The organism is Amycolatopsis sp. NPDC005232, from assembly GCF_040607795.1.
GTDB lineage: Bacteria > Actinomycetota > Actinomycetes > Mycobacteriales > Pseudonocardiaceae > Amycolatopsis.
Genome location: NZ_JBEXHL010000001.1, coordinates 243,288 through 268,711, shown reverse-complemented (window position 1 = coordinate 268,711; position 25,424 = coordinate 243,288). Strand labels below are relative to the sequence as shown.

General features: G+C 71.6%; 22 protein-coding genes and 1 pseudogene. 15 read left to right on the top strand and 8 right to left on the bottom strand.

What is annotated here, in order from left to right:
- Window positions 1-36 precede the first annotated feature (36 nt).
- Window positions 37-399, top strand: coding sequence for a DUF6086 family protein (locus ABZU76_RS01290; protein WP_354863889.1), 363 nt, complete (start codon window positions 37-39; stop codon window positions 397-399).
- A gap of 46 nt (window positions 400-445) precedes the next feature.
- Here ABZU76_RS01290 and eccCa read toward each other — a convergent pair whose 3' ends face one another.
- A complete protein-coding gene (gene eccCa, locus ABZU76_RS01285) occupies window positions 446-4,399 on the bottom strand; it encodes a type VII secretion protein EccCa (protein WP_354863887.1) in 3,954 nt (1,317 codons plus the stop codon).
- A gap of 135 nt (window positions 4,400-4,534) precedes the next feature.
- Between eccCa and ABZU76_RS01280 the strand changes: the two genes are divergently transcribed.
- From ABZU76_RS01280 to eccD, 6 genes are read left to right on the top strand one after another with little or no spacing between them, the layout of a single operon-like run.
- A complete protein-coding gene (locus ABZU76_RS01280; RefSeq protein ID WP_354863885.1) occupies window positions 4,535-5,311 on the top strand; it encodes a WXG100 family type VII secretion target in 777 nt (258 codons plus the stop codon).
- Between the two features lie 28 nt (window positions 5,312-5,339).
- Window positions 5,340-6,437, top strand: coding sequence for a hypothetical protein (locus tag ABZU76_RS01275; RefSeq protein ID WP_354863883.1), 1,098 nt, complete (start codon window positions 5,340-5,342; stop codon window positions 6,435-6,437).
- 3 nt (window positions 6,438-6,440) lie between these two features.
- Window positions 6,441-7,793 (top strand): hypothetical protein, encoded by a 1,353-nt coding sequence (locus ABZU76_RS01270; RefSeq protein ID WP_354863881.1) that lies wholly within the window; start codon window positions 6,441-6,443, stop codon window positions 7,791-7,793.
- A gap of 7 nt (window positions 7,794-7,800) precedes the next feature.
- On the top strand, window positions 7,801-8,307 hold the full coding sequence (locus ABZU76_RS01265) for a hypothetical protein (RefSeq protein ID WP_354863879.1): 507 nt from the start codon (window positions 7,801-7,803) through the stop codon (window positions 8,305-8,307).
- Window positions 8,304-8,627, top strand: a complete 324-nt coding sequence (locus ABZU76_RS01260) for a YbaB/EbfC family nucleoid-associated protein (RefSeq protein ID WP_220237990.1) — start codon at window positions 8,304-8,306, stop codon at window positions 8,625-8,627. Before ABZU76_RS01265 ends, ABZU76_RS01260 begins: the two co-directional genes overlap by 4 nt.
- Window positions 8,624-10,003 carry a type VII secretion integral membrane protein EccD gene (gene eccD / locus ABZU76_RS01255; protein ID WP_354863877.1) on the top strand — a complete coding sequence of 460 codons (1,380 nt, stop codon included), beginning with the start codon at window positions 8,624-8,626 and terminating at the stop codon, window positions 10,001-10,003. Before ABZU76_RS01260 ends, eccD begins: the two co-directional genes overlap by 4 nt.
- Here eccD and ABZU76_RS01250 read toward each other — a convergent pair.
- Genes ABZU76_RS01250 through ABZU76_RS01240 form a run of 3 tightly spaced genes read right to left on the bottom strand, consistent with a single transcriptional unit; the run spans window position 10,000 to window position 12,510 of the window.
- Complete coding sequence (locus tag ABZU76_RS01250) at window positions 10,000-10,791, bottom strand: SAM-dependent methyltransferase (protein WP_354863875.1); 792 nt, start codon at window positions 10,789-10,791, stop codon at window positions 10,000-10,002. The genes eccD and ABZU76_RS01250 overlap by 4 nt on opposite strands.
- 13 nt (window positions 10,792-10,804) lie before the next feature.
- On the bottom strand, window positions 10,805-11,506 hold the full coding sequence (locus ABZU76_RS01245; protein WP_354863873.1) for a GNAT family N-acetyltransferase: 702 nt from the start codon (window positions 11,504-11,506) through the stop codon (window positions 10,805-10,807).
- Window positions 11,503-12,510: an AsnC family transcriptional regulator gene (locus tag ABZU76_RS01240; protein ID WP_354863871.1), complete on the bottom strand. Its 1,008-nt coding sequence runs from the start codon at window positions 12,508-12,510 to the stop codon at window positions 11,503-11,505. The genes ABZU76_RS01245 and ABZU76_RS01240 overlap by 4 nt, the downstream gene beginning before the upstream one ends.
- Window positions 12,511-12,607: 97 nt before the next feature.
- Here ABZU76_RS01240 and ABZU76_RS01235 point away from each other — a divergent pair.
- Window positions 12,608-13,928 (top strand): annotated as a pseudogene (locus tag ABZU76_RS01235) (MFS transporter).
- On the opposite strand, the gene ABZU76_RS01230 reads toward ABZU76_RS01235, so the two are convergent.
- Window positions 13,883-14,962 (bottom strand): type VII secretion protein EccE, encoded by a 1,080-nt coding sequence (locus ABZU76_RS01230; RefSeq protein ID WP_354864728.1) that lies wholly within the window; start codon window positions 14,960-14,962, stop codon window positions 13,883-13,885. The pseudogene ABZU76_RS01235 and the gene ABZU76_RS01230 sit on opposite strands and share 46 nt — an antisense overlap.
- Before the next feature lie 151 nt (window positions 14,963-15,113).
- Here ABZU76_RS01230 and eccB point away from each other — a divergent pair, with 151 nt between their 5' ends.
- The 3 genes from eccB to ABZU76_RS01215 are packed head-to-tail and all read left to right on the top strand — an operon-like array spanning window position 15,114 to window position 17,903.
- A complete protein-coding gene (gene eccB / locus ABZU76_RS01225) occupies window positions 15,114-16,535 on the top strand; it encodes a type VII secretion protein EccB (RefSeq protein ID WP_354863869.1) in 1,422 nt (473 codons plus the stop codon).
- A 14-nt stretch (window positions 16,536-16,549) separates the two neighbouring features.
- Complete coding sequence (locus ABZU76_RS01220; protein ID WP_354863867.1) at window positions 16,550-17,233, top strand: response regulator transcription factor; 684 nt, start codon at window positions 16,550-16,552, stop codon at window positions 17,231-17,233.
- Window position 17,234: 1 nt separating this feature from the next.
- Window positions 17,235-17,903 (top strand): response regulator transcription factor, encoded by a 669-nt coding sequence (locus ABZU76_RS01215; RefSeq protein ID WP_354863865.1) that lies wholly within the window; start codon window positions 17,235-17,237, stop codon window positions 17,901-17,903.
- Window positions 17,904-18,386: 483 nt separating this feature from the next.
- Here ABZU76_RS01215 and ABZU76_RS01210 read toward each other — a convergent pair whose 3' ends face one another.
- The gene (locus ABZU76_RS01210) at window positions 18,387-19,181 is read right to left on the bottom strand and encodes a carbon-nitrogen hydrolase family protein (protein ID WP_354863863.1); all 795 of its coding nucleotides are present in this window, start codon (window positions 19,179-19,181) and stop codon (window positions 18,387-18,389) included.
- 84 nt (window positions 19,182-19,265) lie between these two features.
- On the opposite strand from ABZU76_RS01210, the gene hisD reads away from it, so the two are divergent.
- The 3 genes from hisD to hisB are packed head-to-tail and all read left to right on the top strand — an operon-like array spanning window position 19,266 to window position 22,302.
- Window positions 19,266-20,591 carry a histidinol dehydrogenase gene (hisD, locus tag ABZU76_RS01205; RefSeq protein WP_220238000.1) on the top strand — a complete coding sequence of 442 codons (1,326 nt, stop codon included), beginning with the start codon at window positions 19,266-19,268 and terminating at the stop codon, window positions 20,589-20,591.
- The gene (locus ABZU76_RS01200) at window positions 20,588-21,706 is read left to right on the top strand and encodes a histidinol-phosphate transaminase (RefSeq protein ID WP_354863861.1); all 1,119 of its coding nucleotides are present in this window, start codon (window positions 20,588-20,590) and stop codon (window positions 21,704-21,706) included. Before hisD ends, ABZU76_RS01200 begins: the two co-directional genes overlap by 4 nt.
- Complete coding sequence (gene hisB, locus ABZU76_RS01195; RefSeq protein ID WP_354863859.1) at window positions 21,703-22,302, top strand: imidazoleglycerol-phosphate dehydratase HisB; 600 nt, start codon at window positions 21,703-21,705, stop codon at window positions 22,300-22,302. Before ABZU76_RS01200 ends, hisB begins: the two co-directional genes overlap by 4 nt.
- Before the next feature lie 33 nt (window positions 22,303-22,335).
- On the opposite strand, the gene ABZU76_RS01190 is transcribed toward hisB, so the two are convergent.
- Complete coding sequence (locus tag ABZU76_RS01190) at window positions 22,336-22,839, bottom strand: GNAT family N-acetyltransferase (RefSeq protein ID WP_354863857.1); 504 nt, start codon at window positions 22,837-22,839, stop codon at window positions 22,336-22,338.
- A gap of 161 nt (window positions 22,840-23,000) precedes the next feature.
- On the opposite strand from ABZU76_RS01190, the gene ABZU76_RS01185 reads away from it, so the two are divergent.
- Window positions 23,001-23,159 carry a hypothetical protein gene (locus ABZU76_RS01185; protein ID WP_220238003.1) on the top strand — a complete coding sequence of 53 codons (159 nt, stop codon included), beginning with the start codon at window positions 23,001-23,003 and terminating at the stop codon, window positions 23,157-23,159.
- A 27-nt stretch (window positions 23,160-23,186) separates the two neighbouring features.
- Here the strand turns inward: ABZU76_RS01185 and ABZU76_RS01180 are convergent, their stop codons facing one another.
- Complete coding sequence (locus ABZU76_RS01180; RefSeq protein ID WP_354863855.1) at window positions 23,187-25,388, bottom strand: MMPL family transporter; 2,202 nt, start codon at window positions 25,386-25,388, stop codon at window positions 23,187-23,189.
- Window positions 25,389-25,424 lie beyond the last annotated feature (36 nt).

Genomic DNA, 25,424 nt, shown 5'->3' with positions numbered 1-25,424 from the left:
CGCGCCCAGTTGTGACCATTTACATGGAGTCCCACGATGAGCTACATCTTTTTCGTCGGTGACGAGGAGGTCTGGAGCCCCGCGCTGCAGATCGGCAAATTCTTCATGGGCATGGCCGAGATGCTCGCGGCGAACGAGAACCTCGACCTCGCGGCGGCAGGCTTCGGGATGTGTGCGAACGACTTCTGGAGTATCGACCCGCCGGCGCTGGCGTTGTTCGTCCAGCGGCTGTTGGCGAGTTCGGTGGTCGCGAACCGCATGTACCGTGAGCTCACCCGTGGGTTTCTCGGTGTCTGCCTCGTGATACTTGACCGAGCGGGAGTGCCGTTCGAGCCCGCCGACGAGGTCCAGCGCGAGTTGCTCGATCTCCGCGACGCGCTGGACGGTCCGGCAATGTGACGCGAGCTGGCCCTGCTCCGAGTCCTGGGCGGGGCTGGCTCCGGCCCTACGACTCCACCGGTTTCGTCCACGCCACCTGCACCAGCCCCGTCCCATGCCGACGCGACACCAGCGTCCCCCGGCCCGGGGGCTGGGGCGAAGGCTTCACGTCACCCAGTAACGGCCCCTCTTCCTTCGTGCCAGACATGATCAACCCCGGCGAGCCCAGTTCGCGCACGCGTTGCAGCACCGGCTCGTAAAGACCCCGCCCCGCCCCACCGGAAGCGCGGGCGATGATCAAATGCAGGCCGATGTCCCGGGCCTGCGGCAGGAACTCCAGCAACGGCAACAACGGATTCTTCCCCGAAGTAGCCACGAGTTCGTAGTCATCGATCAACACATACAGATCCGGCCCCCGCCACCAAGACCGCGAACGCAGCTGCTCCGGAGTCACATCCGGACCTGGCAGCCGGTTCCGCATCGCCGTCGCACACTGGCCCACCAGGTCCGTCAAGGTGTTCTCGGCGCCCGCGTAGCCCAACAGATGAGGCTGGTCCACGGCGCCCAAAAGACCCCGCCGGTAGTCGCCGACCAGCATCAGTGCCTGGTCAGGAGTAAACGCGGCAGAGATGCCCGACGCGATGGCCCGCAAAAGAGAACTCTTGCCCGACTCCACATCCCCGAATGCCAGGAAATGGGGATCCGAAGAGAAGTCCAGGTGAACCGGCCGCAGGGTCGACTCGGCGATGCCCAGGACCACCCGTCCGGAAGGCGCCGAGGGAAGCGACTCGAGGGGCACCTCCGAAGGCAGCAAACGCACCTGCGGAGCACGAGAACCAGGCCACGCGGCAGTCACCCGACGAACCAGATCCAGGCCACCCGCACCGATCGTCTCCGGCCGTTGGTCACCATCCACCCGAGGCAGCGCAGCCAGGAAGTGCAGCTTCTCGCCAGTCAGACCACGACCAGGCCGATCAGCGGGAACGTTCAGAGCCACCTTGCGATCGATCGACGAATCAGCCGGATCACCCAGCCGCAGCTCGAAGCGTGTACCGATGGCGTCGCGCAGCTGGGCGCGCACGCCGATCCACTGGTTCACCGTCACGATCACGTGGATCCCGAAACCCAGACCCCGCGCGGCAAGCCCGGTGATCTGTTCCTCCAGCTGCTCGTACTCCTGCCGGATCGTGGTCCAGTTGTCCACGAGGAGGAACACGTCGCCGAACTCTCGGCCGTCGGTGCTCTCGACCAAATCAGCACGCCGAGAACGGAACGCGGCCATCGACTCCAGACCCTGAGCCGCGAAGAACTCCTCGCGCTGCTCCAGCAACGTCGTCAGCTCAGCCACCACGCGCCGGCAGCGCTGGGCATCACGGCGCGTGGCGTAACCCGAGACGTGGGGCAGGCCGGCGATCGGTGCCAAGGCGCCGCCGCCCATGTCCAGCACAAAAAGCTGCACTTCCGAAGGGGTGTGGGTCAACGCGAGCATCGCCGCGACGGACTTCAGCAAAGTCGACTTGCCGCTTTGCGGTGCGCCCACGACCAGGGCGTTGCCGGCCGCGCCGGAGAAGTCGGCCCAGAGCATGTCGCGGCGTTGTTCGAAGGGTTTGTCCACCAGGGCGACGGGGATGGTCAGCTTGCCGTTGCCGCCCCAACCGAGGGGGCACAGGCCGCGGGACGGGTCGTCGCCCAGTGGTGGCAGGAGCTGGTCCAGGGTGGGTGGTTCGGACAACGGCGGCAGCCAGATCTGGTGGGCCTCCGGGCCGCGGCCTTCCAGACGGGAAAGCATTGCGCCGATGATGGTTTCCCCGGTGCCCTTCTCGACCGTCCCGGCCACAGGAACCGACGCGGCCAACGGCACCTCCACCGCCTCGAACGTGAACGGCAGCACCCCCACCTGCTGCCCGTCCTCACGCACGATCGTGCTTCGCGGCGGAAGCTCACCGGACACGTAAGCAGCCTTGAACCGCGTCAAAGTGTCGTTGTCGGACTTCAGATACGCCGACCCGGGCACCGGCGGCAGCTGATACGCATCGGCCACCCCGAGTACGGCCCGGCTCTCCGAAGCGGAAAACGTCCGCAGCCCGATCCGGTACGACAGGTGGGAATCGAGCCCGCGCAGCCGGCCCTCCTCCAGCCGCTGCGAAGCCAGCAGCAGGTGGATCCCCAGCGAACGCCCCAGCCGCCCGATCGCCACGAACAGGTCGATGAACTCCGGCCGCGACGAAAGCAGCTCGGAGAACTCGTCGATGATCACCAGCAGTGACGGCAACGGCTGCAGCGGCACCCCGTCGGCGCGCGCCTTCTCGTAGTCGCGCACCGACGCGTAGTTGCCGGCCGAGTGCAGGAGTTCCTGGCGCCGCAACAGTTCGCCGTTCAACGCGTCGGCCATGCGGTCGACGAGCGTGAGGTCGTCGGACAGGTTGGTGATCACCGCGCACACGTGCGGCAGCCCGGTCATGCCCGCGAACGTCGCGCCGCCCTTGAAGTCGATGAGCGCCAGGTTCAGCTTCTCCGACGAGTGCGTCACGGCCAGCGCGGTCACGAGCGTGCGCAGCAGCTCGCTCTTGCCCGAGCCCGTCGCGCCGATCACCAGCCCGTGCGGGCCCATGCCGCCCTCGGCCGACTCCTTGAAGTCCAGCTCCACCGACCGGCCCTCGGGGTTCACGCCCAGGGGAATGCGCAGCCGGTCGCGGGCCGCGCGTGGCGCCCACGTCACGGTCGTGTCGGTGTCGCGCGGGTCGCCGATGCCGAGCAGCCCGGCCAGTCCGAACGTCGCCGACATGGGCTTCTCGCTGACCACCGCCGTGCCCTGGTACAGCGGCGTCAGCGTGCGCGCGAGCGCCTCCGCCGCGCCACGGTCGAGTTGGTCGGGTGTGCCGAGGAAACCCAGCCGTGCCTCGGTGCCGCCGTCGAGCACGACCATGCCGAGCTGGTCCGGGGCCACGTGCAGGCTCAGCAGCTGCTCGTTCGACGCGGCGCGCGGCTGTTCGCCGCCGACCTCCAGCACGGTGATCCCGAGCCGGCCCTCCTCGGCGAGCAGCCGCGGCTCGCCCTGGGTGCCGCCACCGTCGACCACGACCACCACGTGCGGGAGGTCCTGCGGCGTGCCCGGCCGGCGCGTGAACGCGGGACGGTCGCCCAGGTCCGGGCCCAGCAGCTCGGCCAGCTCCACCGGGCCGGACGCCACGAGCCGGCGCCGGCCCGTCGCGTCGGTCAGGGCGGGCGCGGTGGCGTGCGGCAGCCACTTCGCCCACTCCCAGTCGTGCCGCCGGTCCGGGGCCACGCAGAACGCGACGCGCAGGTCGGTGGGGGAGTGGAAGGTCACCAGCTGCGCCAGCAGCGAACGCGTCATCCCGAGCACCTCGGGGCGCCGGCCCGAGAGCGTCGTCGCCGCGTACGAGCGCAGCGACACCGAAACCGGCAGGCCCTCCACAGTGGAGTACGTGCGGATGAAGTACTTGAGGTTCGTCGACGAGACCGGGTCGAGGTCCTCCAGGGGCACCGTCTGCGGCGCGCGCAACGGCGTCGCGAGCGGTTGCGGGCCGGTGGCCGCGCGCACCAGCGCGAAGTGCCGGTCGCCGCGGCGGCGATCCCAGTACTGGCCCGTCTCCACGTACGCCCACAGGTCGGCCGGGTCGGGCTGCTGCGCGATGAGCGCCGCGCGCTGCTCGTCGGCGACCGCGCGCACCTTCGTGCGCAGGCCCGCGAGATAACGCTGGTAGTCGCGGCGCTCCTCGTTGATCTGAGCCTTCTTGGCCATCCCGCCGCGCCCGAGCGACATCACGACCATGCCGCCCATCGCGGTCACGAACAGAGCGCCGAAAATCCAGGTCATCACCCCGCCGTCGCGTCCGATGTAGACGAACGACATCGCGCCCATGCCGAGCATCATCGGCAGGAACATCATGAGCTGGACCAGCCCGCCCGAGCCGCTCTTGGGAAGCATCGGCGGGGACTGCAGCATGATCTCCCCGGGCTGCTCGCCGAGCAGGTCCAGGCGGTCGACCGACGGGCTCATACCCCGTATTTTCGCCACCACCGCGGCCGTCCTGGTGGGTACTTTTGCCGTCCGCTCGCTCCCGGGAGCGCTTTTACGCTCTGCCGAGGCCACCCTCACGGGGGAGGCGACACGCCGCACCCAGGAAGGAGAGCCATGGTCACCGCGGGCGAGTACCGGGCGGAACCCGAGGCCATGCGCTCGATCGTGGGCAACGTCGGCGGCATCGTCGCCCACGGGATCAACGCGGTCGCCGACCTCGAGAAACTCGTGGTCCAGCCGACGTCGTTCGCGGCCTTCGGCAGCGCCGTCGCTGCGGCCAACTCGGCGCTGCAGTCGACCCAGGTCACGGCCGTGCGCACGCTGTTGCAGCTGCTGCAGCAGATCAACGGCCTGGTCAAGACCAGCGCCGACGCCTACCAGGCGGCCGATGAGGCCGCGGCGAGCGGCTACGGCGGCGGCACCTCGACGACGGCAGCGCCCTCGTCGTCGATCTGGGGCACCCCGCACGCCGGCGAGCTGGCCACCATCGCGATCAACGACAGTGCCGGCGCCCACGGCGAGCCGAGCTCCGTCGGCAACGTGCTGCGCTACCTCGGCGACGCCGACCTCGGCAAGCTGGGCGAGCACCCGATCACCGACGCCCGCTTCCACGGCGTCGCCGACTTCAACGACTGGCTCGCCGGAGACGCCGACAACCAGGCCCGGGTCGGCCTGATCGAGGTCTACGCCGGCACCGCGCGCACCTTCGGCGACGTGCCCGGCGGCGTGCACGCGGGCGACGTCGTGGTGGTCGAACCCCTGCTGTTCGCCGACTCCGGCCCGGTGATCGGCGTGGCCGGCGACGGCGGCGCCCTCTACAACCACGGACTCGTCGACCCCGGCCTCGGCGGCCTGGCCAAGCTCAGCGTCTACCGGCCCGCATCCGTCTGACTCCCGACTCCCGAGCAAGTGAGGTCCGATGCTGACATTCCCGAACTCCAGCGCGATGGACGCCACGGCGTCCTCGGGCGGCCCGATCACCACGCTGCCGCAGATCGTCACCGGCCAGCCGGAGCAGATCGCGAAGCACGTGCTCGACCTGCTGCACAAGGCGAGCGAGTTCGCATCGCTCTACACCGAGCTGAGCAAGGCGGCCGACCAGCTGGGCAAGGTCTGGTCCGGCACCGCGTCGGAGTCGGCGCTGAAGAAGGTCACCGATTCGCTCGACCAGCTCACGAAGATCATCGGCGTGATCGAGAAGGGCGCGCAGCTGCTCGGCGTGTCGGGCACGCTCGTGAAGACGGCGCAGGAGGCCTACCGTTCGGTGGTCTCGGCGGTGAACCCCACCGTCGCGTCGCTCATGTCGAACTGGTGGACCTACGGCGCCGCGGTGGCACTGTCCACGGCCACGAGCGCTTCTCTGAAGGCGTTCATCACGGCGATCGGCGCGCTGCTCAAGGCGCTCGGCGCGGGTGACCTCGCGAACCAGATCACGCAGGTCGCGCAGATCATCGGCGAGATCGAGAAGCTGTTCCACGGTGGTGACGCCGGTTCGGCCGCCGCGGCCGGAGCCACGGGCAACACGGCCGTGTCGAGCACCCCGGTCACGGCTCCGCAGGCGCCGCCGTCGGTGGCGAGCGCGGCCGGGCAGCAGGCGATCGCCGGCGGCACCGGCGGTGGTGTGGGCGGCGGGGCGACCGCGCCGGCTGGGCAGCCGCCGTTCACCAACTACACGCCGCCCGCGCTGGCCGGGACCACAGGAACCACCCCGACCACGCCGGTGACGGCCAATGGCACCCCGCTCGACCCGTCGAACAGCTGGATCGCCGTCGACCCGAGTACTTCGGCGCCGAGCACGACGCCGATCCAGCCCACCGCGCCCACCGCTCCGGCGGGCGGCACCGTCAGCCCGATCGCCCCCGCCGGCGCAGGAGAGGTCGTGATCCACACCGACCTGTCCACCGGCCAGTCGACCGTCGAGGCGCCCGCCGGCCAGGACCTCGACATCGACCTCGACCTCACCTACAACGGCCAGCACTTCCAGCAGCACGTCGACATCGACGCGAAGGGCGCCTAGGCCATGGCCGTCGACGCCTCCGGGGTCGTCAGCTCGGTCCTGTCGTCCTACCGGCAGGTGCTCCTCGAGTACCAGCGCCGCGTCACGGGCGACCCGGCGGCGCTGAACACCGCGTCGCAGCAGTGCGGTACGCAGGCGTCGACGGTGTCCGGCAAGGCGACCGAGATTTCCCAGGCGGCCAAGGACCTGCACACCGACTGGGACGGCGCCGCCTACACCGCCTACGCCACGGCCGCGCAGAAGTCGGCCGACGAGCTGACCGAGGACGCCACGTTGCTGGCCGACCAGGCGCAGCGGCTGGCGAAGGCCGCGCAGCTGCTGCAGTGGGCCCGCCAGGCGCTCGACTCCGTGCTCGCGCAGTTCGACCAGTACGGCGCGCAGCTCACCAGCCAGGCCAAGACCGCCAATCCCAACGCGGTCGGCGCGTTCATCTCCGCCGCGCGCCAGCTCGGCGAGCAGGCCGTCGCGATGGCGAAACAGGTGGCCGACGAGCTTTCCGAAGCGCTGGCACAGCTTTTCCCGCCCGAGGGCGTCGGCCGGCTGGAACACGAGCTGGGCAAGTGGAGCACGGGCGCGCTGAGCTGGCTCAACGGCGAACCGCTCGACGGGCGCAGCCGGCCGCGCACCGTGCCCTCGTGGTTCGGCAACTCCGGCTGGAAGAAACTCACCTGGGACGGCCTGCAGGGCACGCGCGCGCCGAAGAAGGCCGACACGCCGTTCGGTCGGCCGGAGCCGGAAACCTTGAAGGACAAGGCGTTCAAGAACACCGAGATCACCTACCTCAAGACCAAGCACGACCAGGACGGCTTTTCTCCCGAGTACGACGGGAAGATCACCTCCGAAGGCTGGGACGCCAAGGCCTCGGGCCACGCCCAGCTCGCCGCGCTCGACAAGGACGTGGACGGCAAGCTCGAGTACGGCGTCGCGGAGGCCCAGGGGAAGGCCTCGGTCTTCGCCGGCGGTGAGGTGAGCGGTTCGGCGCAGCTGGGTGCCCACGGCTTGGGGCTGCACGGCAACGCGTTCGTCGGCGGCAAGGTCGAAGGCGAGGTCTCGGCCGACGTCGCGGGTGTCGGGGTCGGCGCCAACGGCACGCTGCAGTACGGCCTCGGCGCGCAGCTCGACGGCCAGGCCGTGTACGACGCGGGGCACATCAAGGTGAACTTCAAGGCGGGTGTCGCGCTCGGCCTCGGCGCGGGCGTGGGGGCCAAGATCGACATCGACCTGCCGAAGCTGGGCCACACCATCGGCGAGTACGGCGGCGCGGCGGTCGACGCCGTCGGCAGCGCCGCGAACGAGGCGGCGGACTACGTCGGCCACACGTGGGACGACGCCGTGAACTACGTGGGATCTTGGTGAAAACACTGTGACTGTCCCTGAAACCGTCTCGCTCCCGCTGGGTTTCGACGTCCCCGAGGGGTGGATGCCGCTCGACCCGGCGGGGGCGGGCGCGCCGGGCGTCGCGTTCGTCGCTGTGCACCCCGAAGCGGGATTCACGCCCAACATCACGCTCGGCGTGCGCCAGCGCCCCGACCCGGCGACGCTGGCCGAGATCGCCGACGAGGCCGTGGAACGCCTGGGCCGCACCATGGCGCTGCTCGACGTGGTGAGCCGCCACGACGTCGGCGACGCCACCGCACCCGGGCTCACGCAGGTGCTGCGCCTGCGCACCGGCGAGGGCACGGATCTGGTGCAGACACAGGTGTTCCTCACCGTGCCGGGTGCCGACGGGCCGATCGCGCGCGTGGTGCTCGAGCTCGTCTTCACCGCCGAACCCGAGGCGGCGCAACGCCTCACGCCCGACTTCCGCCGATTCGTCGCCGGCGTGCACGTCCGCCGCAACCACCCCGCAGGAGAAGGAGAACAGCTGTGACCGACCCGTACGCCGTGCCGGACATGGACGAGCTGCTGGCGCAGGTCCGCCGGCAGACCGAAGAGGTGCAGCGCATCCAGCGCTCGGTCGAGGCCATGGAGGTCAAGGCGGCTTCGCGGCAGAACGAAGTCACGGTGTCGCTGCGTGGCGACGGCCGTTTCACCTCCATCGACATCGACCCGCGCGCGATCCGCGAGTACGACGCGCGCAACCTGTCGGAGATCGTGCTCGAGGCGGTGAACGCGGGCCTGCAGAAGCTGGCCGAGGCGAGCAGTGCGAAGTTCGCCCCGGTGATCGAGGCGTCCAGGTCCGTGCAGTGAGCGCTCCGGCCCTGGCCGGGTCCACCCGGCGCGTGACGATCGTGACGCCGCGCGCCCGCGTGGACGTCGCGTTGCCGCAGCAGAGCACGTTCGCGGAGCTCGTGCCGCAACTCGTGCGGCTCGCCGGTGCCACGGGTCAGGCCGCGGCCGAGCACCCGGGGTGGGTGCTCTCGCGGCTCGGCGGCGCGCCGCTCGCGCTCGGGCTCACGGTGGCCGCCGCGCAGGTGCGCGACGGTGAGGTGCTGCACCTGACTCCGCGAGAACGTCCGCGTGGTCCGCTGCTGTTCGACGACGTCGTGGACTCGATCGCCAGCGTCGGCGACGCCGCGTCCACCGCGTGGGGCCCTCGCATCGCGCGGCGCGCGGGCATCGCGGCGGCCGTGGTGCTGCTGGCGGCCGGTGGGCTGCTGGTTCAGGCGTCGACGGCGGGCAGCGTGCTGGCGCCGATCGCGACGGGGCTGTTGTCGCTGATCCTGCTGCTCGGCGGCGGGGCGTTGAGCCGCGCCTACGGTGACTCGGGCGCGGGTGCGGCCGGTGCGGTGGCGGGGGTGTTCGTCGCACTGCTGGCGGGGATGTCGATCCTGCCGCCGCATGGCGTGTTCTCCCTGTCGGCCGGTCCGTTGGCCGCCGGTTTGGCCGCGGTGACGGTGTACAGCGTGCTGGCCGCGGTGTCGGTGGCCGACCGGCTGCCGATTTTCGTGGCCATCACGGGTTCGGCCGGTCTTGGTGCGCTGACGACCGGCGTGGTGTTGCTGTCCGGGGTGAAGCCGGTCGCCGCGGCGGCTGTCGCGGCGGTCTTGGCGACGGCGTTGGCGGCCGTGGCGCCGATGCTCGCGCTGCGCCTGGGCCGGCTGCCGCTGCCGCGGGTGCCGGACGACATGGAATCCTTCCGGGCCGACGAACAGCCGTCCCTCGGCGCGGAGGTCATCGGCCGGACCACGTATGCGCAGATGTTGCTGACGGCGTTGCTCGTGGCCTTGGGTCTCGTCGTGGTGGCTTCGGCAGTGACGCTCGCCGCTTCCGGCGGGCCGTGGGAGGCGGGGCTGGCGGCTTTGGTGGGCGTGGCCTGGGTGCAGCGTTCGCGTTCATACGCGGGCCGGTTGCAACGCCTGGCGCTGGCCGGTTTCGGCGTGGTCACGGTGCTCACGGCCGGCGCGTGGCTGATCGCGGACGACAACCGCACGCTGCTTCTTGCTGCTGGCGCGGCGATGCTGATCGCCGCCGTGGTCTGCCTGGTGTACGCGACGCGGGTGGCGAAGGGCGTGCGGTCGCCGTATTGGTCGCGGTTGCTGGACGTATCCGAGTTCCTGGTGCTGCTGGCGCTGGTGCCGTTCGTGGGGATGATCGCGGGGGTGTACGAAGCCGTGCGTGGCTAGGTCGTCGCGGTCAGGAAATGGGTTCGGCCGGGGACGACGCCTTCGGGCTGGGAGTGGAGGCGGCCGTGGTTGGCGTCCGCGGCGCCGGGGGCGGTGAGGTGGTCCGGGGTCCAGCCGCCGGCTCGGCACAGCGCGGCCGGGTCGTCGGAGCCGAACGGTGGTGGGAAACCGTTGTCGGCGCACCACTTGCGGTAGGGCTGCATGGCGGGGGAGTCGAGGCCGGTGGTGCCGGAGACGTCGGCGGCTAAGCGGCTGCCCGGCGCGCACAGCTGTGCCGCGGTCTTCAGCATCGTGACGATCTGGTCTTCGGCGAAGTAGAAGAACAGCCCCTCGGCGAGCCACAGGGTTCGCGCGCCGGGTTGGTGGCCCGCGTCGAGCAGAGGCGTGGCCCAGTCGGTGGTGAGGTCGGCCGCGACGGTGTGGCGCCGGCACCTCGCGGTGGCCTGCGCGAGGACGGGTTCCTTGGTGGCGAACACTTCCGCACGGTCCACTTCGTACCAGTCGAGCGTGGCCGGCAGGTCCAGCCGATACGGGCGGGTGTCCAGGCCCGCGCCCAGCAGCACGATCTGCCTTACGTCCCGTGCCGCCGTGGCCAGGTCGTCGAACCAGCGGACGCGGACGGGGAGGTACGGGTTCTCGCCGCCGGTGGCGCGTTCGGAGGCAGCCATCGTCGCGAAGCCGCGCTCTCCGGCCAGTTCCCGGGCGAAGGGGTCGTCGAAGAGCCGGTCCGCGCGCTCGGACTCGCGAGCGCGGGCGGCGGCGATCCAGAAGGCACTGCCCACGGTCATGGCGCCAACCTACCTAGGCCCACCAGGTGGCCGAGCCGACCGTCGTGAAGCCGAGGGAGTCGTAGAGCGGTTTGCCGGGTTTGGCGGCGGTGAGGGTGACGGTTCGTCCGTCCACTTCGGACAGCACGGTGTGCATGAGGGCGCGGCCGACGCCGCGGGAACGGTGGGCCGGAAGGGTCGTGACCCAGTAGAGGCCGACGGCGGCGCCGTCGTCGATGACGAGGCAGGCGCCGGCGGGTTCGTCATCGCGGGTCACGAGCCAGGTGCTGACACCGTCGCGTGCCAGCAGGGCGGGCGGGAAGACCTCGCCGCGGACGTAGGGCTGGTGGCGTTCGAGCGGGAAGCCGTGGACGACCACGTTTTCCACCGTCGCGAGCAGGTCCGGGGTGTCGACGCGCAGGGCGCTGAGCTCGCCGAAGCCGGGGCCGGTGCGGGTCATCACGGGCAGCTGCCGCGCGGTGAGACCCAGCGGCGACATGTCGACAATGCCGTACGCGTCTTCGACCAGGACTGTCGGCGCGTTCTTGGCCAGCTCGGTGAGCTCGGCGACGTCGTCGGGACTCGGCGTCGCGGTCCGCAGGACAATCCGCGTGCCGCTGCGCTCGCTGCTGTGCACGCAGACGAACCCGGGCCGCGTCGTCACGGCGTGGCCGCGGCTTTCGGCGACGATCGTCCAGAAGGCGGCCGCGTTGGCCACCGCGAGGTCCAGCGTCATGCGCTCGACCCTAACCGGCCAGTGGCACTCTCAGAAGGGCCGATCCGGCCGCCGAACGGAGTGCCAATCGGGCTGGCGGACTTGAGCGTCCGGAGCACCGGAGCCGTCTCGCAGGTGCGGATGCCGTCGATCGCGCCGAGGCGTTGCGTGAGATAACGGTGCAGGTCGGACGCGTCGGTGCACAGGGCATGGGCGAGCAGATTGGTGGGACCGGTCGTCGCGGCGACGACCGCGAGCTCGCGGTGCCGGGCGAGCGTGGTGCCGACGGCGTCGAGATCGGCCGGTGCGACGGCCATCCACAGCAGCGCCTGCGTGGTGGCGCCGAAGAGGCCCGCGTCGATCTCGACGTCGAAGAACAACGCGCCGGCCGCCCGCAGGTCCGCGAGCCGCCGCGCGACGACGGCGGGGGAGCGGCCGGTGGCGGCCGACAGCTCGGCCTGGCCGGCGCGGCCGTCTTGGCCGAGTGCGGTGAACAGCGGCGTGTCGGCTTCGGTGAGCTCGACCGGGCCGGGGCTGACTTCCTGGGCCAGCCGCGCTCGCTGCTCGCCGGTGAGCCCGTCGACGCGGCCTTGCCACGCGGACGGGCCGCCGAGGTAGGTGTGCAGCATCCGGTGCGCGGAGACGCCCGTGATGCCCGCCGTGCGCGGGATGTCGCGCAGCAGCAGGGAATGGTCGCGGTCGGTCGGCGTGACGACGATCGTGCAGATCTCGGTGCCGCCGCCGGCGAGCTTCACCCACGTCGTGTCCGTGCGGCGCACCAGGGCCGTGGCGACGCGCTGGGCCACGCCGGGCACCACGGTCAGCCGCACGAGCCACTGCGCCTGCCCGGTGCGGTGCGGGTCGGCGAGCCCGACCACGCGCAGGCCCGCCTCCGCGCGCAACCGCCGGTAGCGGCGCGCGACGGTCTGCGTCGAGACGCCCAGCACCGCGCCGATTCGGGCGAACGGGGCGCGGCCGTCGAGCTGGAGGGCGTGGACGAGAGCGCGGTCGAGGTCGTCAAGCATGGAGTGATTCTGCGCTCGATCGAGCATTCGTGGAATCTTTGTCCACAAATCGTCTTGTGGCTGGAACGATCTCACTGCTGTCCCCAAGCTCGGTGGCATGTCGAACCACCACCGCTGGGCCGCACTCGCCGTCCTGCTCGTCGCCGAGGCGATGAACCTGCTCGACGCGACGATCGTCCAGGTCGCCGCACCCGCGATCCACGCCGAGCTGGGCGGCCCGGCGACCACGATCAGCTGGTACAGTGCGGCGTACACCCTGCCGTTCGCCTTGCTGCTCGTCACCGGCGGCCGCCTCGGCGACATCGCGGGCCGGCGCCGGGTGCTCCGGATCGGCGTCGGCGGCGTGCGCGCTCGCGCCTTCGCCGGTGCTGCTGCTGGTGTTCCGCGCGATCCAGGGCGCCGCGGCCGCGCTGGTGATCCCGCAGACCATCGGCCTCATCCGCGCGATGTTCGACGGCCCGGACCGCGCCAAGGCGCTCGGCGCGATCGGTCCCGTGATGGGCCTCGCCGCCGTGTGCGGCCCGGTCCTCGGCGGCGTCCTCACGCAGGCCTGGTCGTGGCGCGCGGTGTTCCTGGTGACGGTGCCACTGGGGCTCGCGGTGTTCGTGGCCGCTGGGCTGCTGCTGGAAGACCGGGCTTCGGCACGGCCGCGCCTGGACCTCGTCGGCACCGCACTCGTCGCGGCGGGTGCGGGCCTGGTCGTCTACCCGCTCGTGGCCGGCTGGCACATCGGGACCTTCGCGGGTGGCTTGGTGCTGCTCGTGGTGTTCGGCTTTCACCAGCGTTGGCGCCGCGACCGCAGCCCCCTCGTCGAAGCCGGCCTCTTCCGCGACGCGGGTTTTCCCGCCGCGCTGCTCACTTCCGTGCTGTTCTTCGCGGTGATGAACGGCCTCATGCAGGTCGTCGTGCTCCACCTCCAGGTCGCCCAACACGCCGGCCCCCGCACGGCCGGTCTGACGCTCCTGCCCTGGTCGGCCGGCCTCGCGGTGTCCTCGTGGGTGGCCGGCACCTACCTCGTGCCCCGTTTCGGAGGGCGGTTGTTGTTCGCCGGCCTCGCCCTCCTGGCGGCCGGCGTGGCGGGCCTGGCGGCGGCGTTCGCGGCCGGTTGGTCACCACTGGTGCCCCTCGCCGTCGGCGGCTTGGGGATCGGGCTGTTCACCGTGCCGTTCTTCACCGTGGCCCTGCGCCGCGTGCGGCCCGAGGAAACGGGTTCGGCCGCCGGCCTGCTCAACGCGGTGCAGCAACTGGGCGCCACGCTGGGCGTCGCGTCTCTCGGCAGCGTGTTCTTCTCCGCGGGCGCGCCCACCGCGTGCTGGATCGCGGTGGCGCTGCTGGCCGCCGCGGCGGTGACCGGCGTCGGAATGACCCGCGATCAGGTCAGCGCGAGCGGCAGCGTCCGCCGGACCGCCGCTTCGTGACCGCCATGCAGCGGAACGGCCGAAACTCCTTGCACCACCGGCGTTTCCGCACCCGACCGGGCCCCCACTCGCAGCGTCACGTCGATGCGTTCGCGGCCGCCCGGGGTGCGGCGCAGGGTGGCGGACGTGGCGGTGAACGCGGCTTCCGGCACGGAGAGGCCGAGGATGCGGGGCAGGTCGCGCGTCGAGCGGGGGCGGTAGCAGGACTGGGTGGCGCCGGCCCAGGACCAGGCGCGCCAGCCGTCGCCGTCGGTTTCCAGGGGTACCGGTGAAGCGGGGACGCCGAGGGCGACGCGTAGTTCCGCGGTCAGTTCGCCGGCTTCGAGCACAGTGGACGGATAGCCCGCCTCGGCCAACGCGACCATCAGGCTCAGCGCCGCGCTGGCCGTGCTGCGCAGTGCGCCGAGCTCGCCGCCGCCGCGGGCGAGGGCGGCGATGGGGGCGTCTTCGGGGCGGTAGCGGACGGCGAGCCAGCGCGCGCGGTAGACCTGCGCGCCGCGGGGCACGGCCCAGGTGAGCAACTGCACGGCGGCGAGCGGGATGTCGGTGCCGTGGAAGGACTTCCGCAGGATGGCGAGCAGCCCCTCGGCCGGGGGCTCGCTCGCGCCGGGCGTGAGGCGGACGATGGCGCTCCAGTCGCCGTCGACCTCGGCGACGCCGAAGCGGTTGCCGGCGCGGTCCACGTGCTGGCGCACCCGCACGGGCCCGGCGACGCGGTGCAGCGGATCGGGGCTGTCGCGGCGGCTGTCGTGACGCCGCAGCCGGTAGCCGAGCCACGCGCCGGCCCACGCGGCGAAGTGGCGGCCGCCGACGCGCACCGACGTGGTCAGCACCAGCACCCCCGCGACCGCGGCCACGGCGATCCGCACCGGCTGCGCTACGCCGTCCATGGCGAACGCCAGCAGCACCGCGATCGCCGCGAGCTCCCACAGCGCGGCCTGCAGCGGCCGGACCGGCAGCAGCCACGGCAACGCGGCGGTGCCGGCCCGCGAAGCCGGCACAGTCACGGCCGCCGGCGCCGGCGGTGCTGACACGGACACAGGTGTCCCCTTCCCCGGGCGGTACCGGCGACGCTAGCGCTCCACACACCGTCGCGTGGGCGTAAAAATTACCCTCGTCCTCCGCGCCCGGGCGCTCCTACGCTCGCGCCCGGAAGAAGCGCGAAGGGCAGGGGGCCGAAGCAGCGTGTGGACGCAGCGGGACCAGATCCAGGCCTACCAGTTCCTCCGGCGCAGGCTCGTCTCCGCGCTCGTGGCCGCCGACGCCAACCACCCCGTGTCGCCCAGCCGCAGGCTCGTGCTCGGCACGGTGCTGGGCCTGGCCGCCGCGCTGCTGGTGACGGCCGTGTTCGGCGTGATCGGCCTGCTCAACCCCTCGGGCGGCAAAGACTGGCTGGCCGGCGGGCACGTGATCGTCGAGGAGGGCACGGGCGCGCGGTTCGTGCTCGGCGCCGACGGCGCGGTGCACCCCGTCCTCAACTACGCCTCGGCCCGCCTGCTCGCGGGCGGCAACGGCGACGCGACCGTGTCCGTGTCCTCCACCGACCTCGGCGCCGCCCCGCGCGGCACGGAGATCGGCATCTCCGGCGCCCCCGACTCGCTGCCGGCCACGACCGCGCTCGTCTCGGCGTCGTGGACCAGCTGCAGCCGCACGACGCAGGACGCGCCCGCGTCGGCCGAACCTCTCGTGGCGGTGGTGCTCGGCGCGCCGGCCGCGGGAACGGAGCTGCCGCGCGGCTCGGGCGTGATCGTCCGGCTGCCGGTAGGCCAGCGCTACCTCGTCACCGACGGGCGCCGCTACCAGCTCAGCGACGAAGCCGCGGCCGCGCTGCAGTTCGACAGCTACCCGACCATCGCCGTGTCGTCGCGGTGGATCGACACCGTGCCGGCCGGACGCGACCTCGGCGAGATCGCCGTTCCCGGCGCGGGCGGCCCCGGTCCGCTCGTCGGTGGGGTGAACACCCGCGTGGGCGAGGTCCTCGCCGTGGTCGACGCCATGGCCAGCGCCGGCGACGCGACTTCGTACTACCTCGTGCACTCCGCCGGCCTCGAGCCCGTCGGCCAGACGGAGGCGAGCCTGCTCGTCACCACGCCCGGCAACGACTCCGCGTATGAGGGCAATCCGGCGCCGGTGCGTGTCCGCGCGGCCGACGTCGCCGCGGTGCCGAAGGTCGCGGCTTCCCGGGCCGGCGGCGCGGACCCGGCCGCTTACCCGGACCGGATCCCCGGCAAGGCGCCGATCACCGGCTCGTCGGTGACGCTGTGCGCGCAGGGTGGACGGATCTTCGTCTCCGCCGATGTGCCCGTGCCTCCGGGCGGGCGCGCGCTTCCGGTCACGACGCGGCGCGACGCCCGGGTGGCCGACGAGGTGTACGTGCCGCCCTCGGGTGGCGCGGTCGTCTCCGACACCGGTTCCGGCACGACCTACCTGGTCACGGACCTGGGGAGAAAATATCCGGTCGCGACCGCCCCGGCGCTCGCCTCGCTCGGTTACGGTTCCGTGGCCAGGCAAGCGCTCGCGAGCGGTCTCCTGGCACTGGTGCCGACAGGACCCGCGCTGGATCCGGCCACGGCCGGGCAGCCGGTGCCGTCGGGTGGAACGGGGTGAGCGAGTCGGTGCACATGACAGAGGAACGGCCACGCGCCGAAGAGACGCAGTCCGCCCGGATCCGGGTGGCGGTGATCGAAGACCACCCGCTGTACCGGCGGTCGGTGGAGCGGGTGCTCGCCGAGTCGCCGGACATCGAGCTGGGGGCGGTCGTCGACTCCGTCGCGCGCTTTCACGTGGAACGCCAGCCGCCGGGCTCGGTCGTGCTGCTCGATCTCGGGCTGCCGGGTGTCGCGGGCGCGGCCGCCGTGCTGGAGGTGTGCGAGCTCGGGCACCACGTGCTCGTGGTCTCGGCGCAGGCCGAGTCGGAGCAGGTGCTCGCCGCGATCTCCGCCGGGGCCAAGGGGTTCCTGTCCAAGGACGTGGACATCGACGAGCTGCTGACCGCCATCCGCGCGGTGGCCGAGGGCGGCTCGTACGTGTCGGCCGTGGTCGCCGGAATGATCATCAAGGACAACACCGAGCGGCCGGTGACGCGGCCGGAGATGGAGCTCTCGCCCCGCGAGGAGCAGGTGCTGCGCCTGGTCGCGGCGGGCGAGCGGGACATCGACATCGCCGCCATTCTCGACATCGGTGTCCGCACCGTGCGCGGCTACCTCGACCGCATCCGCGACAAGACAGGCGAACGCCGCCGGCCGGGCCTGGTGAAGGAAGCCATCCGGCGGGGCCTGGTGGGCGGCGCGGGAAGGACTTCGTGAGATGACCGACGCTGGGGGAGGCGCCGCGGAGGAGCCGGCCGGGATCGACCGGATCCGCGTCGGCGTGATCGAAGACCACCCGCTCTACCGCGACGCCGTCGCCCGGGTACTGACCGAAGCCCCGGACATCGAGCTCGGCGCCGTCGCCGACTCCGTCGCCCGCTTCGCCGTGCAGGAGCAGCCTGCCGGCAGCGTCGTCGTCCTCGATCTCAAACTGCGCGGCGTCCAGGACGCGGCTGCCGTCCTCGAGGTCGGCCACATGGGCCACAAGGTCCTCGTCGTCTCCGCCCACGCCGAACAGCCCGAAGTCCTCGGCGCCATGCAGGCCGGCGCCAAGGGCTTCCTCTCCAAGGACGTCGACGGCGACGAGCTCCTGCGCGCCATCCGCACCATCGCCCAGGACAACGCCTACGTCTCGCCCACCCTCGCCGGCATGATCATCCAGGACAGCGAAGACCGCCACGCGGGCCCCAAGATCGTCCTGTCGGAACGCGAAAGGCAAGTCCTGCGCCTGGTCGCCGCCGGCGAACGCGACGTCGACGTGGCCGAGATCCTGAACATCAGCGTCCGCACCGTGCGCTCCTACCTGGACCGCATCCGCGACAAAACGGGCGAACGCCGCCGCGCGGGCTTCGTCCGAGTGGCCATCCGCGAAGGCCTGCTCCGCTAACGCCCCCGGCCTCGGCTCTCCCCTCGCCCCCAATGCGGCATTGGTTGCGCTCAACGCACCGAACGCCACATTGGGTGCGCCCAGCGCACCGAACGCCACATTGGGTGCGCCCAGCGCACCGAACGCCACATTGGTTGCGCCCAGCGCACCGAACGCCACATTGGGGCGCTTTGGCCCCACCTCACCGCCGCCCGCCTGCCCGACGCACCACCCACTCAGGCCACGCGCGGCACCTCACAACCGCCGCCCACCCACGCGACGAAACCCTGCACCCAGACCCGCCCCGGCACCCCGATCCGAAGCCTTCTTGCGGCCGGCGAGCCATTGTCAAGGCACGCTTTCCCGCCTTGACAATGGCTCACCGGCCGTCAACACAATCCAGCTTCGGGGTGCACACCCCACGCAACACGCCCCCGCGAGGACCGCATCCCCCGCACAGCCTCACGCAACGCGCCCTGCGAGGACCAAGACCGCGAACGACCTCTAAAGCCTCCGATTCGCCAACGCCCCAGTGGCCCCCCGAGCCTTCCCCGCCACCGCAGGATCCACCTCCACCACAACCATCTCCGGCGCATCCCCCAACTCCACCAGCACCCGCCCGAACCCATCCGCCACCACCGAATGCCCGATCCCCGTCGGCGCCTTCGGATTCACCTCGATCCCCGAAGCAGCCGGATCAGCCTGCCCACACCCCACGACCCAGCACCCGGAATCCAACGCCCGCGCCCGCACCAACACCCGCCACTGGTCCAGCTTCCCGTCCCCAGCACCCCAAGAGGTGGGGACCAGCACGATGTCCGCGCCATCATCGGCAAGACTCCGGAACAACTCCGGAAACCGCATGTCGTAACACGTAGCCACCCCGAACACCGTCCCCTCGACCTCAAACGTCACAGGGGTCTCACCCGGCGCCACCGTGTCCGACTCCGCGAACCCGAACGCGTCGTACAGGTGGATCTTGTCGTACCCCAGCCGCTGCCCGAGCCCGGTGATCAGCAGCGTGTTCCGCACCCGCCCGTCCTCGGCCGGCGTGAACATCCCCGCCACCACCAGCACCCCGTGCTCGTCCGCGATCGCCGACACGGCCGAGGCCCACGGCCCGTCCAGCGGCTGCGCGACCGGCCCCAGGGGCCGGCCGAAGCGTGCCATCGTGGCTTCGGGGAACACGACGACGCGGGCGCCGTCCGCCGCCGCGGCCTCGACGCCGGAGCGAACCAGTTTCAGGTTGTCCTCCGGATCGTCGCCCGAGTTGAGCTGGCACAACGCGATCCGCGGCACAGGGCACTCCCTCATCGTGGGACAAGTCGTCACCACCGAGTATCCCTGCCCGAAGCCCGAGAGCCACCTCGTACCCTGGTCACCATGCTGAACCGCACCGACCTGCGCGGGCAGGTCCCGACCGCCGCCGAACTGCGCGCCGCCCTGCCGCGCGCCGAATACGACGTGGACGCGGCGCTGCATCACGTTCGGCCGGTGGTGGAGGCGGTCCGCGACCGCGGTGTGGAGGCCGCCCTCGAATACACCGAGCAGTTCGACAAGGTCCGCCCGGCGACCGTGCGGGTGCCCGTGGGCGAGCTCACCCAGGCCCTCGAAGCGCTGGACCCGCAGGTGCGCGCCGCGCTCGAGGAGTCGATCAGCCGCGCCCGCAAGGTGCACGCCGACCAGCGCCGCCAGGACGTGACCACGCAGGTGGTCCCCGGCGGCACGGTCACCGAGCGCTGGGTGCCGGTGGAGCGCGTCGGGCTGTACGCGCCGGGCGGGCTGGCCGTGTACCCGTCCACCGTGGTCATGAACGTCGTCCCCGCGCAGCTCGCGGGCGTGCGCTCGCTGGTGGTCTGCTCGCCCCCGCAGGCGGCCTTCGGCGGCCTGCCGCACCCGACGATCCTCGCGGCCGCCGCGCTGCTGGGCGTCGAAGAGGTGTGGGCCGTCGGCGGCGCGCAGGCCGTGGCACTGCTCGCCTACGGCGGCACGGACACCGACGGCGCCGAGCTCGCGCCCGTGGACATCGTCACCGGGCCGGGCAACATCTACCTCACCGCCGCCAAGCGCCTCGTGCGCGGCGTGATCGGCATCGACTCCGAGGCCGGGCCCACCGAGATCGCGATCCTCGCCGACGAGACGGCCGACCCGGTCCACGTGGCGGCCGACCTGATCAGCCAGGCGGAACACGATCCGCTCGCCGCGAGCGTTCTGGTCACCACGTCGGAGGAGCTCGCCGACGCCGTGGACAAGCAGCTCGCCGAGCGCGTCGCGGCCACCAAGCACAGCGAACGCGTCGGGCAGGCGCTGGGCGGCAAGCAGTCCGGCATCATCCTGGTGTCCACTGTGGACGAAGGTCTGCGTGTGGTCGATGCCTACGCCGCCGAGCACCTCGAGATCCAGACCGCCCACGCCCGGGAGGTCGCCGGCCGCGTGCGCAACGCGGGCGCGGTGTTCGTCGGGGCCTACGCGCCGGTGTCGCTCGGCGACTACTGCGCCGGCTCCAACCACGTGCTGCCCACCGGCGGCTTCGCGCGGCACTCCTCAGGCCTGTCGGTGCAGAGCTTCCTCAAGGGCATCCACGTGGTCGACTACAGCGAGGACGCGCTGCGCGAGGTCGCCGGTCGCGTCGTCGCGCTGGCCGACGCCGAGGATCTGCCCGCCCACGGCGAAGCCGTGACCGCGCGGTTCGCGGGGGAGGGCCGATGACCGAGGCGACCCCGGCCGTGCCCGGCGCCGAGGTGACTCTCGACGCCCTGCCGCTGCGCGAGGACCTGCGCGGCAAGAGCCCCTACGGCGCACCGCAGCTCGACGTGCCCGTGCGGCTCAACACCAACGAGAACCCATACCCGCCGCCGCCCGACCTGGTGGCGGACGTGGCCGAGGCCGTGCGCGCCGAAGCCGCTTCGCTGCACCGTTACCCGGACCGCGACGCCGTCGCGCTGCGCACCGAGCTCGCCGACTACCTCACGGTGTCGACGCGCGTGGTGCTTTCGGAGGCGAACGTGTGGGCCGCCAACGGGTCCAACGAGATCCTGCAGCAGATCCTGCAGGCCTTCGGCGGGCCGGGCCGCAGCGCGCTCGGCTTCGAGCCGTCGTACTCGATGCACCCGATCATCTCCTCCGGCACGCGCACGGAGTGGGTGCCGGTGCCGCGCCGGCCCGACTTCACGCTCGACACCGCGCGCGCCGCGGAGCTGGTGGCCGAGCGGCAGCCGGACATCGTGTTCGTGACGAGCCCGAACAACCCCACTGGCGGGTCGATCCCGCTGGAACAGCTGCGCGGGGTCCTCGAAGCCGCGCCGGGCATCGTCGTGGTGGACGAGGCCTACGCCGAGTTCTCCTCGCAGCCCAGCGCGGTCCAGCTCATCACTGAGTATCCGGCGAAGCTGATCGTCTCGCGCACCATGAGCAAGGCGTTCGCCTTCGCCGGCGGACGGCTGGGTTACCTCGCGGCCGCGCCGGCCATCGTGGACGCCCTGCAGCTTGTGCGCCTGCCGTATCACCTGTCCAGGCTCACGCAGGCCGCCGCGCGCGCCGCCCTGCGCCACGCCGACGCCACGCTCGCCACCGTCCACAAGCTCTCCGCCGAACGCGACCGCGTGGTGGAAGCCTTGCTGGGCCTAGGGTTCACCCCGGTGCCGAGCGACGCGAACTTCGTCCTCTTCGGACAGTTCGCGGACGCGAAGGCGAGCTGGCAGTCCTACCTGGACCACGGCGTGCTGATCCGCGACGTCGGCATCGAAGGCCACCTGCGCGTGACCATCGGCACCCCGGAAGAGAACGACGCGTTCCTCGAGGCGAGTAAGGAAGTACCGCGATGACCCGCATCGGCAAGGTGGAACGCACGACCAAGGAGTCGTCGATCCTGGTCCAGCTGGACCTCGACGGCTCCGGCCAGGTCGACATCTCCACCGGCGTGCCGTTCTACGACCACATGCTCACGGCGTTCGGCGTGCACGGCTCGCTGGACCTCAAGGTCGAGGCCACCGGCGACATCCACATCGACGCGCACCACACCGTCGAGGACACCGCCATCGTCCTGGGCCAGGCCCTGCGCCAGGCCCTGGGCGACAAGAGCGGCATCCGCCGCTTCGGCGACGCATGGATCCCCATGGACGAGACCCTGGCCCACGCGGCGATCGACGTCTCGGGCCGGCCGTACTGCGTGCACGTCGGCGAGCCGGAGCAGTTCAACACGTTCACGATCGGCAACAACTACCCGTTCGTGCTCACCCGCCACGTGTTCGACTCGCTGTCGTTCCACGCGCAGATCGCGCTGCACGTGCGCGTGATCCACGGCCGCGACCCGCACCACATCGCGGAGGCGGAGTACAAGGCCGTCGCACGGGCTCTGCGCGCGGCCACGGAACCCGACCCGCGCGCGGGCGGGATCCCGTCCACGAAGGGCGTCCTCTAGGAAAAGCTCTCCTGGGGTCGGTACAACGCCTGACTAGATCTCGAGGTGCGAGTCGACGCCGTCGTCGTGCAGGTCGAGGTTCGCACCGACGGATTTCATCAGGCGTTGTGCCGCCTTGTTGTCCGTGGTGGTCGAAGCGACGTACCGGCCCCCGCCGCCTTCGCGGGCCGCGTCGATCAGGGTCTCGGTGACCCACTTGCCGATCCCGCGGCCCCGGGCCCAGCGGGCGACCCAGACCTGGGCCTCGATCTCGACCGACTTGCCACGGTGGACGGGGTGCAGCCGCGCGCCACCGACGATGGTGCCGCCGACCTGGATGGTCCAGGCGGAGGTGGTCGCCGTCTCCGGGTCGAGCGAATTCCGGCGGTGGAACACCAGGAACGCCTCACGCCGCTCGGGTGTCCAGCCCGGTGGGCCGTCCATCGGCGGCAACACTTCGAGCGGGTCGGCGCCCTCGACCGCGACATCGAGCAGCCGGACCAGGGCCTGCTCGTCCAGCGGCGTCAGGACGATCTCGGCATCGGCGGCTCCGCTCACCCGGAGAGCTTGCCACGTCGCGCCGCCGAACGCGATGCCCAGGGGGTCGCACAACGAGGGAGACGTGGGTCACGTGATCGACGCCGACCCCGCATCGGAAGGCGCGGCGGCCTCGCTGCCCAGTCCTGGGCGGGTGGAGGTCGTGTGGCACGCTGAGCTTCGTGAGCAAAGAGATTGTCGCCATCCTGCTGCTGGCGCTGGCCGGCTTCCTGGCCGGTGGCGTCTACTCCACGTGGAAAACGGCGAAGTTCATCGCCGTGGCCCTGGGTGTCGCGGCACTGCTGGCGATCGGCGGCGCTGTCGCCTGGCTGGTCGGCTGAGCGACCCGCCAGGCGGACGGCGCGGCTTCACACGCGGGCGGGCTCGCGCTCGTCGTCACCGTGGCTGCCTCGGGAGTCGGACGCTTCGAGCGCCTTGGCCAGGCCCTCACCCTCCACGTCGACGTTCGGCAGCACCTTGTGCAGACCGCGCGGCAGCCACCAGGCGTGGCGCCCGAGCAGCGACATCACGGCCGGCACGATCGTCATCCGGATCACGAACGCGTCCACCAGCACGCCGAACGCGAGCGCGAAGCCGATCGACTGGATCAGTGTCGACTCCGCCAGCACGAAGCCCGCGAACACGCTGATCATGATCAGGGCCGCGGCCGTGACCACGCGCGATCCGTGGCGGAAGCCGGTGACCATGGCCTCCTGCGGGTCGGCGCCGTGCACGTGCTCCTCGCGCATCCGCGTCACCAGGAACACCTGGTAGTCCATCGCGAGTCCGAAGAGGACACCGATGAGCAGGATCGGCAGCATGCTCATGATCGGCCCGGTCGAGGCGACGCCGAGCAGGTCGGTCAGCCAGCCCCACTGGAACACCGCGACCACGGCGCCGAACGTCGCGACCACCGAGCCGAGGAAGCCGAGCGTCGCCTTCAACGGCACGACGATCGAGCGGAACACCAGCATCAGCAGGATGAACGCGAGCCCGACGATCAGCGCCAGGTAGGGGATCATCGCGTCGGACAGCTTCTCGGACACGTCGATGTTCGCGGCCGTCTGGCCGGTCACGGCGAGGCTCGCGCCGGTGGTCTCGTGCAGCGCCTCGGACTGCGAGCGGATCGCCGCCACCAGGTCCTCGGTCTGCTTGCTGCTCGGCCCGCTCTTCGGGATCACGGTCAGCAGCGCCGTGTCCCCGTCGGCGTTCACGCGCGGCGGCGTCACCCCGGCCACGTCGGGCAGCGTGCTGATGCCCGCGACGGCCTGCTTCAGCGACTCTGGGTCGTGGTTCACACCGGTGTCGACGACGACGAGCAGCGGGCCGTTGGCGCCGGCACCGAAGCTCTCGCTCACGAGGTCGTAGGCCTTGCGCTGCGTGGAATCGGGCGCCGCGGTGCTGTCGTTGGGCAGGCCGAGCTGCATGCTCAGCGCCGGGATGGCGACCACGACGAGACCGGCGAGCGCCGTGAGCAGCACGGGCCAGCGGTGCCGGGCGACGAACCGGGCCCAGCGCTCGCCGTGAGAAGCCTTGTCCGTCTTGCGGCGCAAGCGGATCCGGCCGCCCATGACCCGGGTACCGGCGAAACCGAGGATGGCCGGCAGCAGCGTGAGCGCGATGAGCACGGCGATCGCGACGGTCGCGGCCGCGGCGATGCCCATCTGGCCGAGGAACGGGATGCCGACCACCGTGAGCCCGGCCAGGGCGATGATCACGGTGAGCCCGGCGAACACCACCGCGGACCCGGCCGTGCCCGCGGCTCGGCCCGCGGCCTCCTCGGGATCTCGCCCGATGCTGAGCTCGTGCCGGTAGCGGGAGACGATGAACAACGCGTAGTCGATGCCCACGGCGAGCCCGATCATCAGGGCCAGCACCGGGGTGTTGGAGTTCAGCTCGAGCGAACCCGAGGCCAGCATGATGCCCGCCATGCCGATGCCGACGCCGATCAGCGCGGTGAGCAACGGGATGCCGGCGGCCAGCAGCGACCCGAACGTGATGATCAGCACGACGGCCGCGACGGCCACGCCGAGGCCCTCGGTGGCGCCGGTCGCGGGCATCGCCTGCACCGCGTCGCCGCCGAACTCGACTTCGAAACCGCGCTGCTTGGCGCTGTTCGCGCTGTCGAGCAGCGCCTGGCGGTCGCTGTCCGTGAGCTCGAAGCCCTTGACCCGGTAACTCACCTGGGCGAGCGCGACACGGCCGTCCGGTGAGATCGACTTCGCCTGGAACGGGTCGGCCACGCTCGAGACCTTCGGTGCCGTCTTGAGACTCGCCACCGTCGACTCGACCGCGGCCTTGCCGGCGGCATCGGTCACGGTGTGGCCCTGCGGGGCCGCGATCACGACCCGCGCGGTCGCGCCACCGGCCGCGGCCTGCGGGAACTTCGCCTGGAGCTGGTCGATCGCCTGCTGTGACTCGGTCCCGGGGATCGTCACCGAGTCCGAGAGCTGGCCGGACAGCGTGAGCGCGCCGATGCCGAGCGCCACGAGCACGGCCGCCCACACGGCCGCGACGAGAGCGCGGCGCCGGAACGACAACCGGCCGAGCCGGTACAGAAATGTCGCCACGAGTGTTTCTCCGTTTCGCCCGGATAGGGCCTTCGT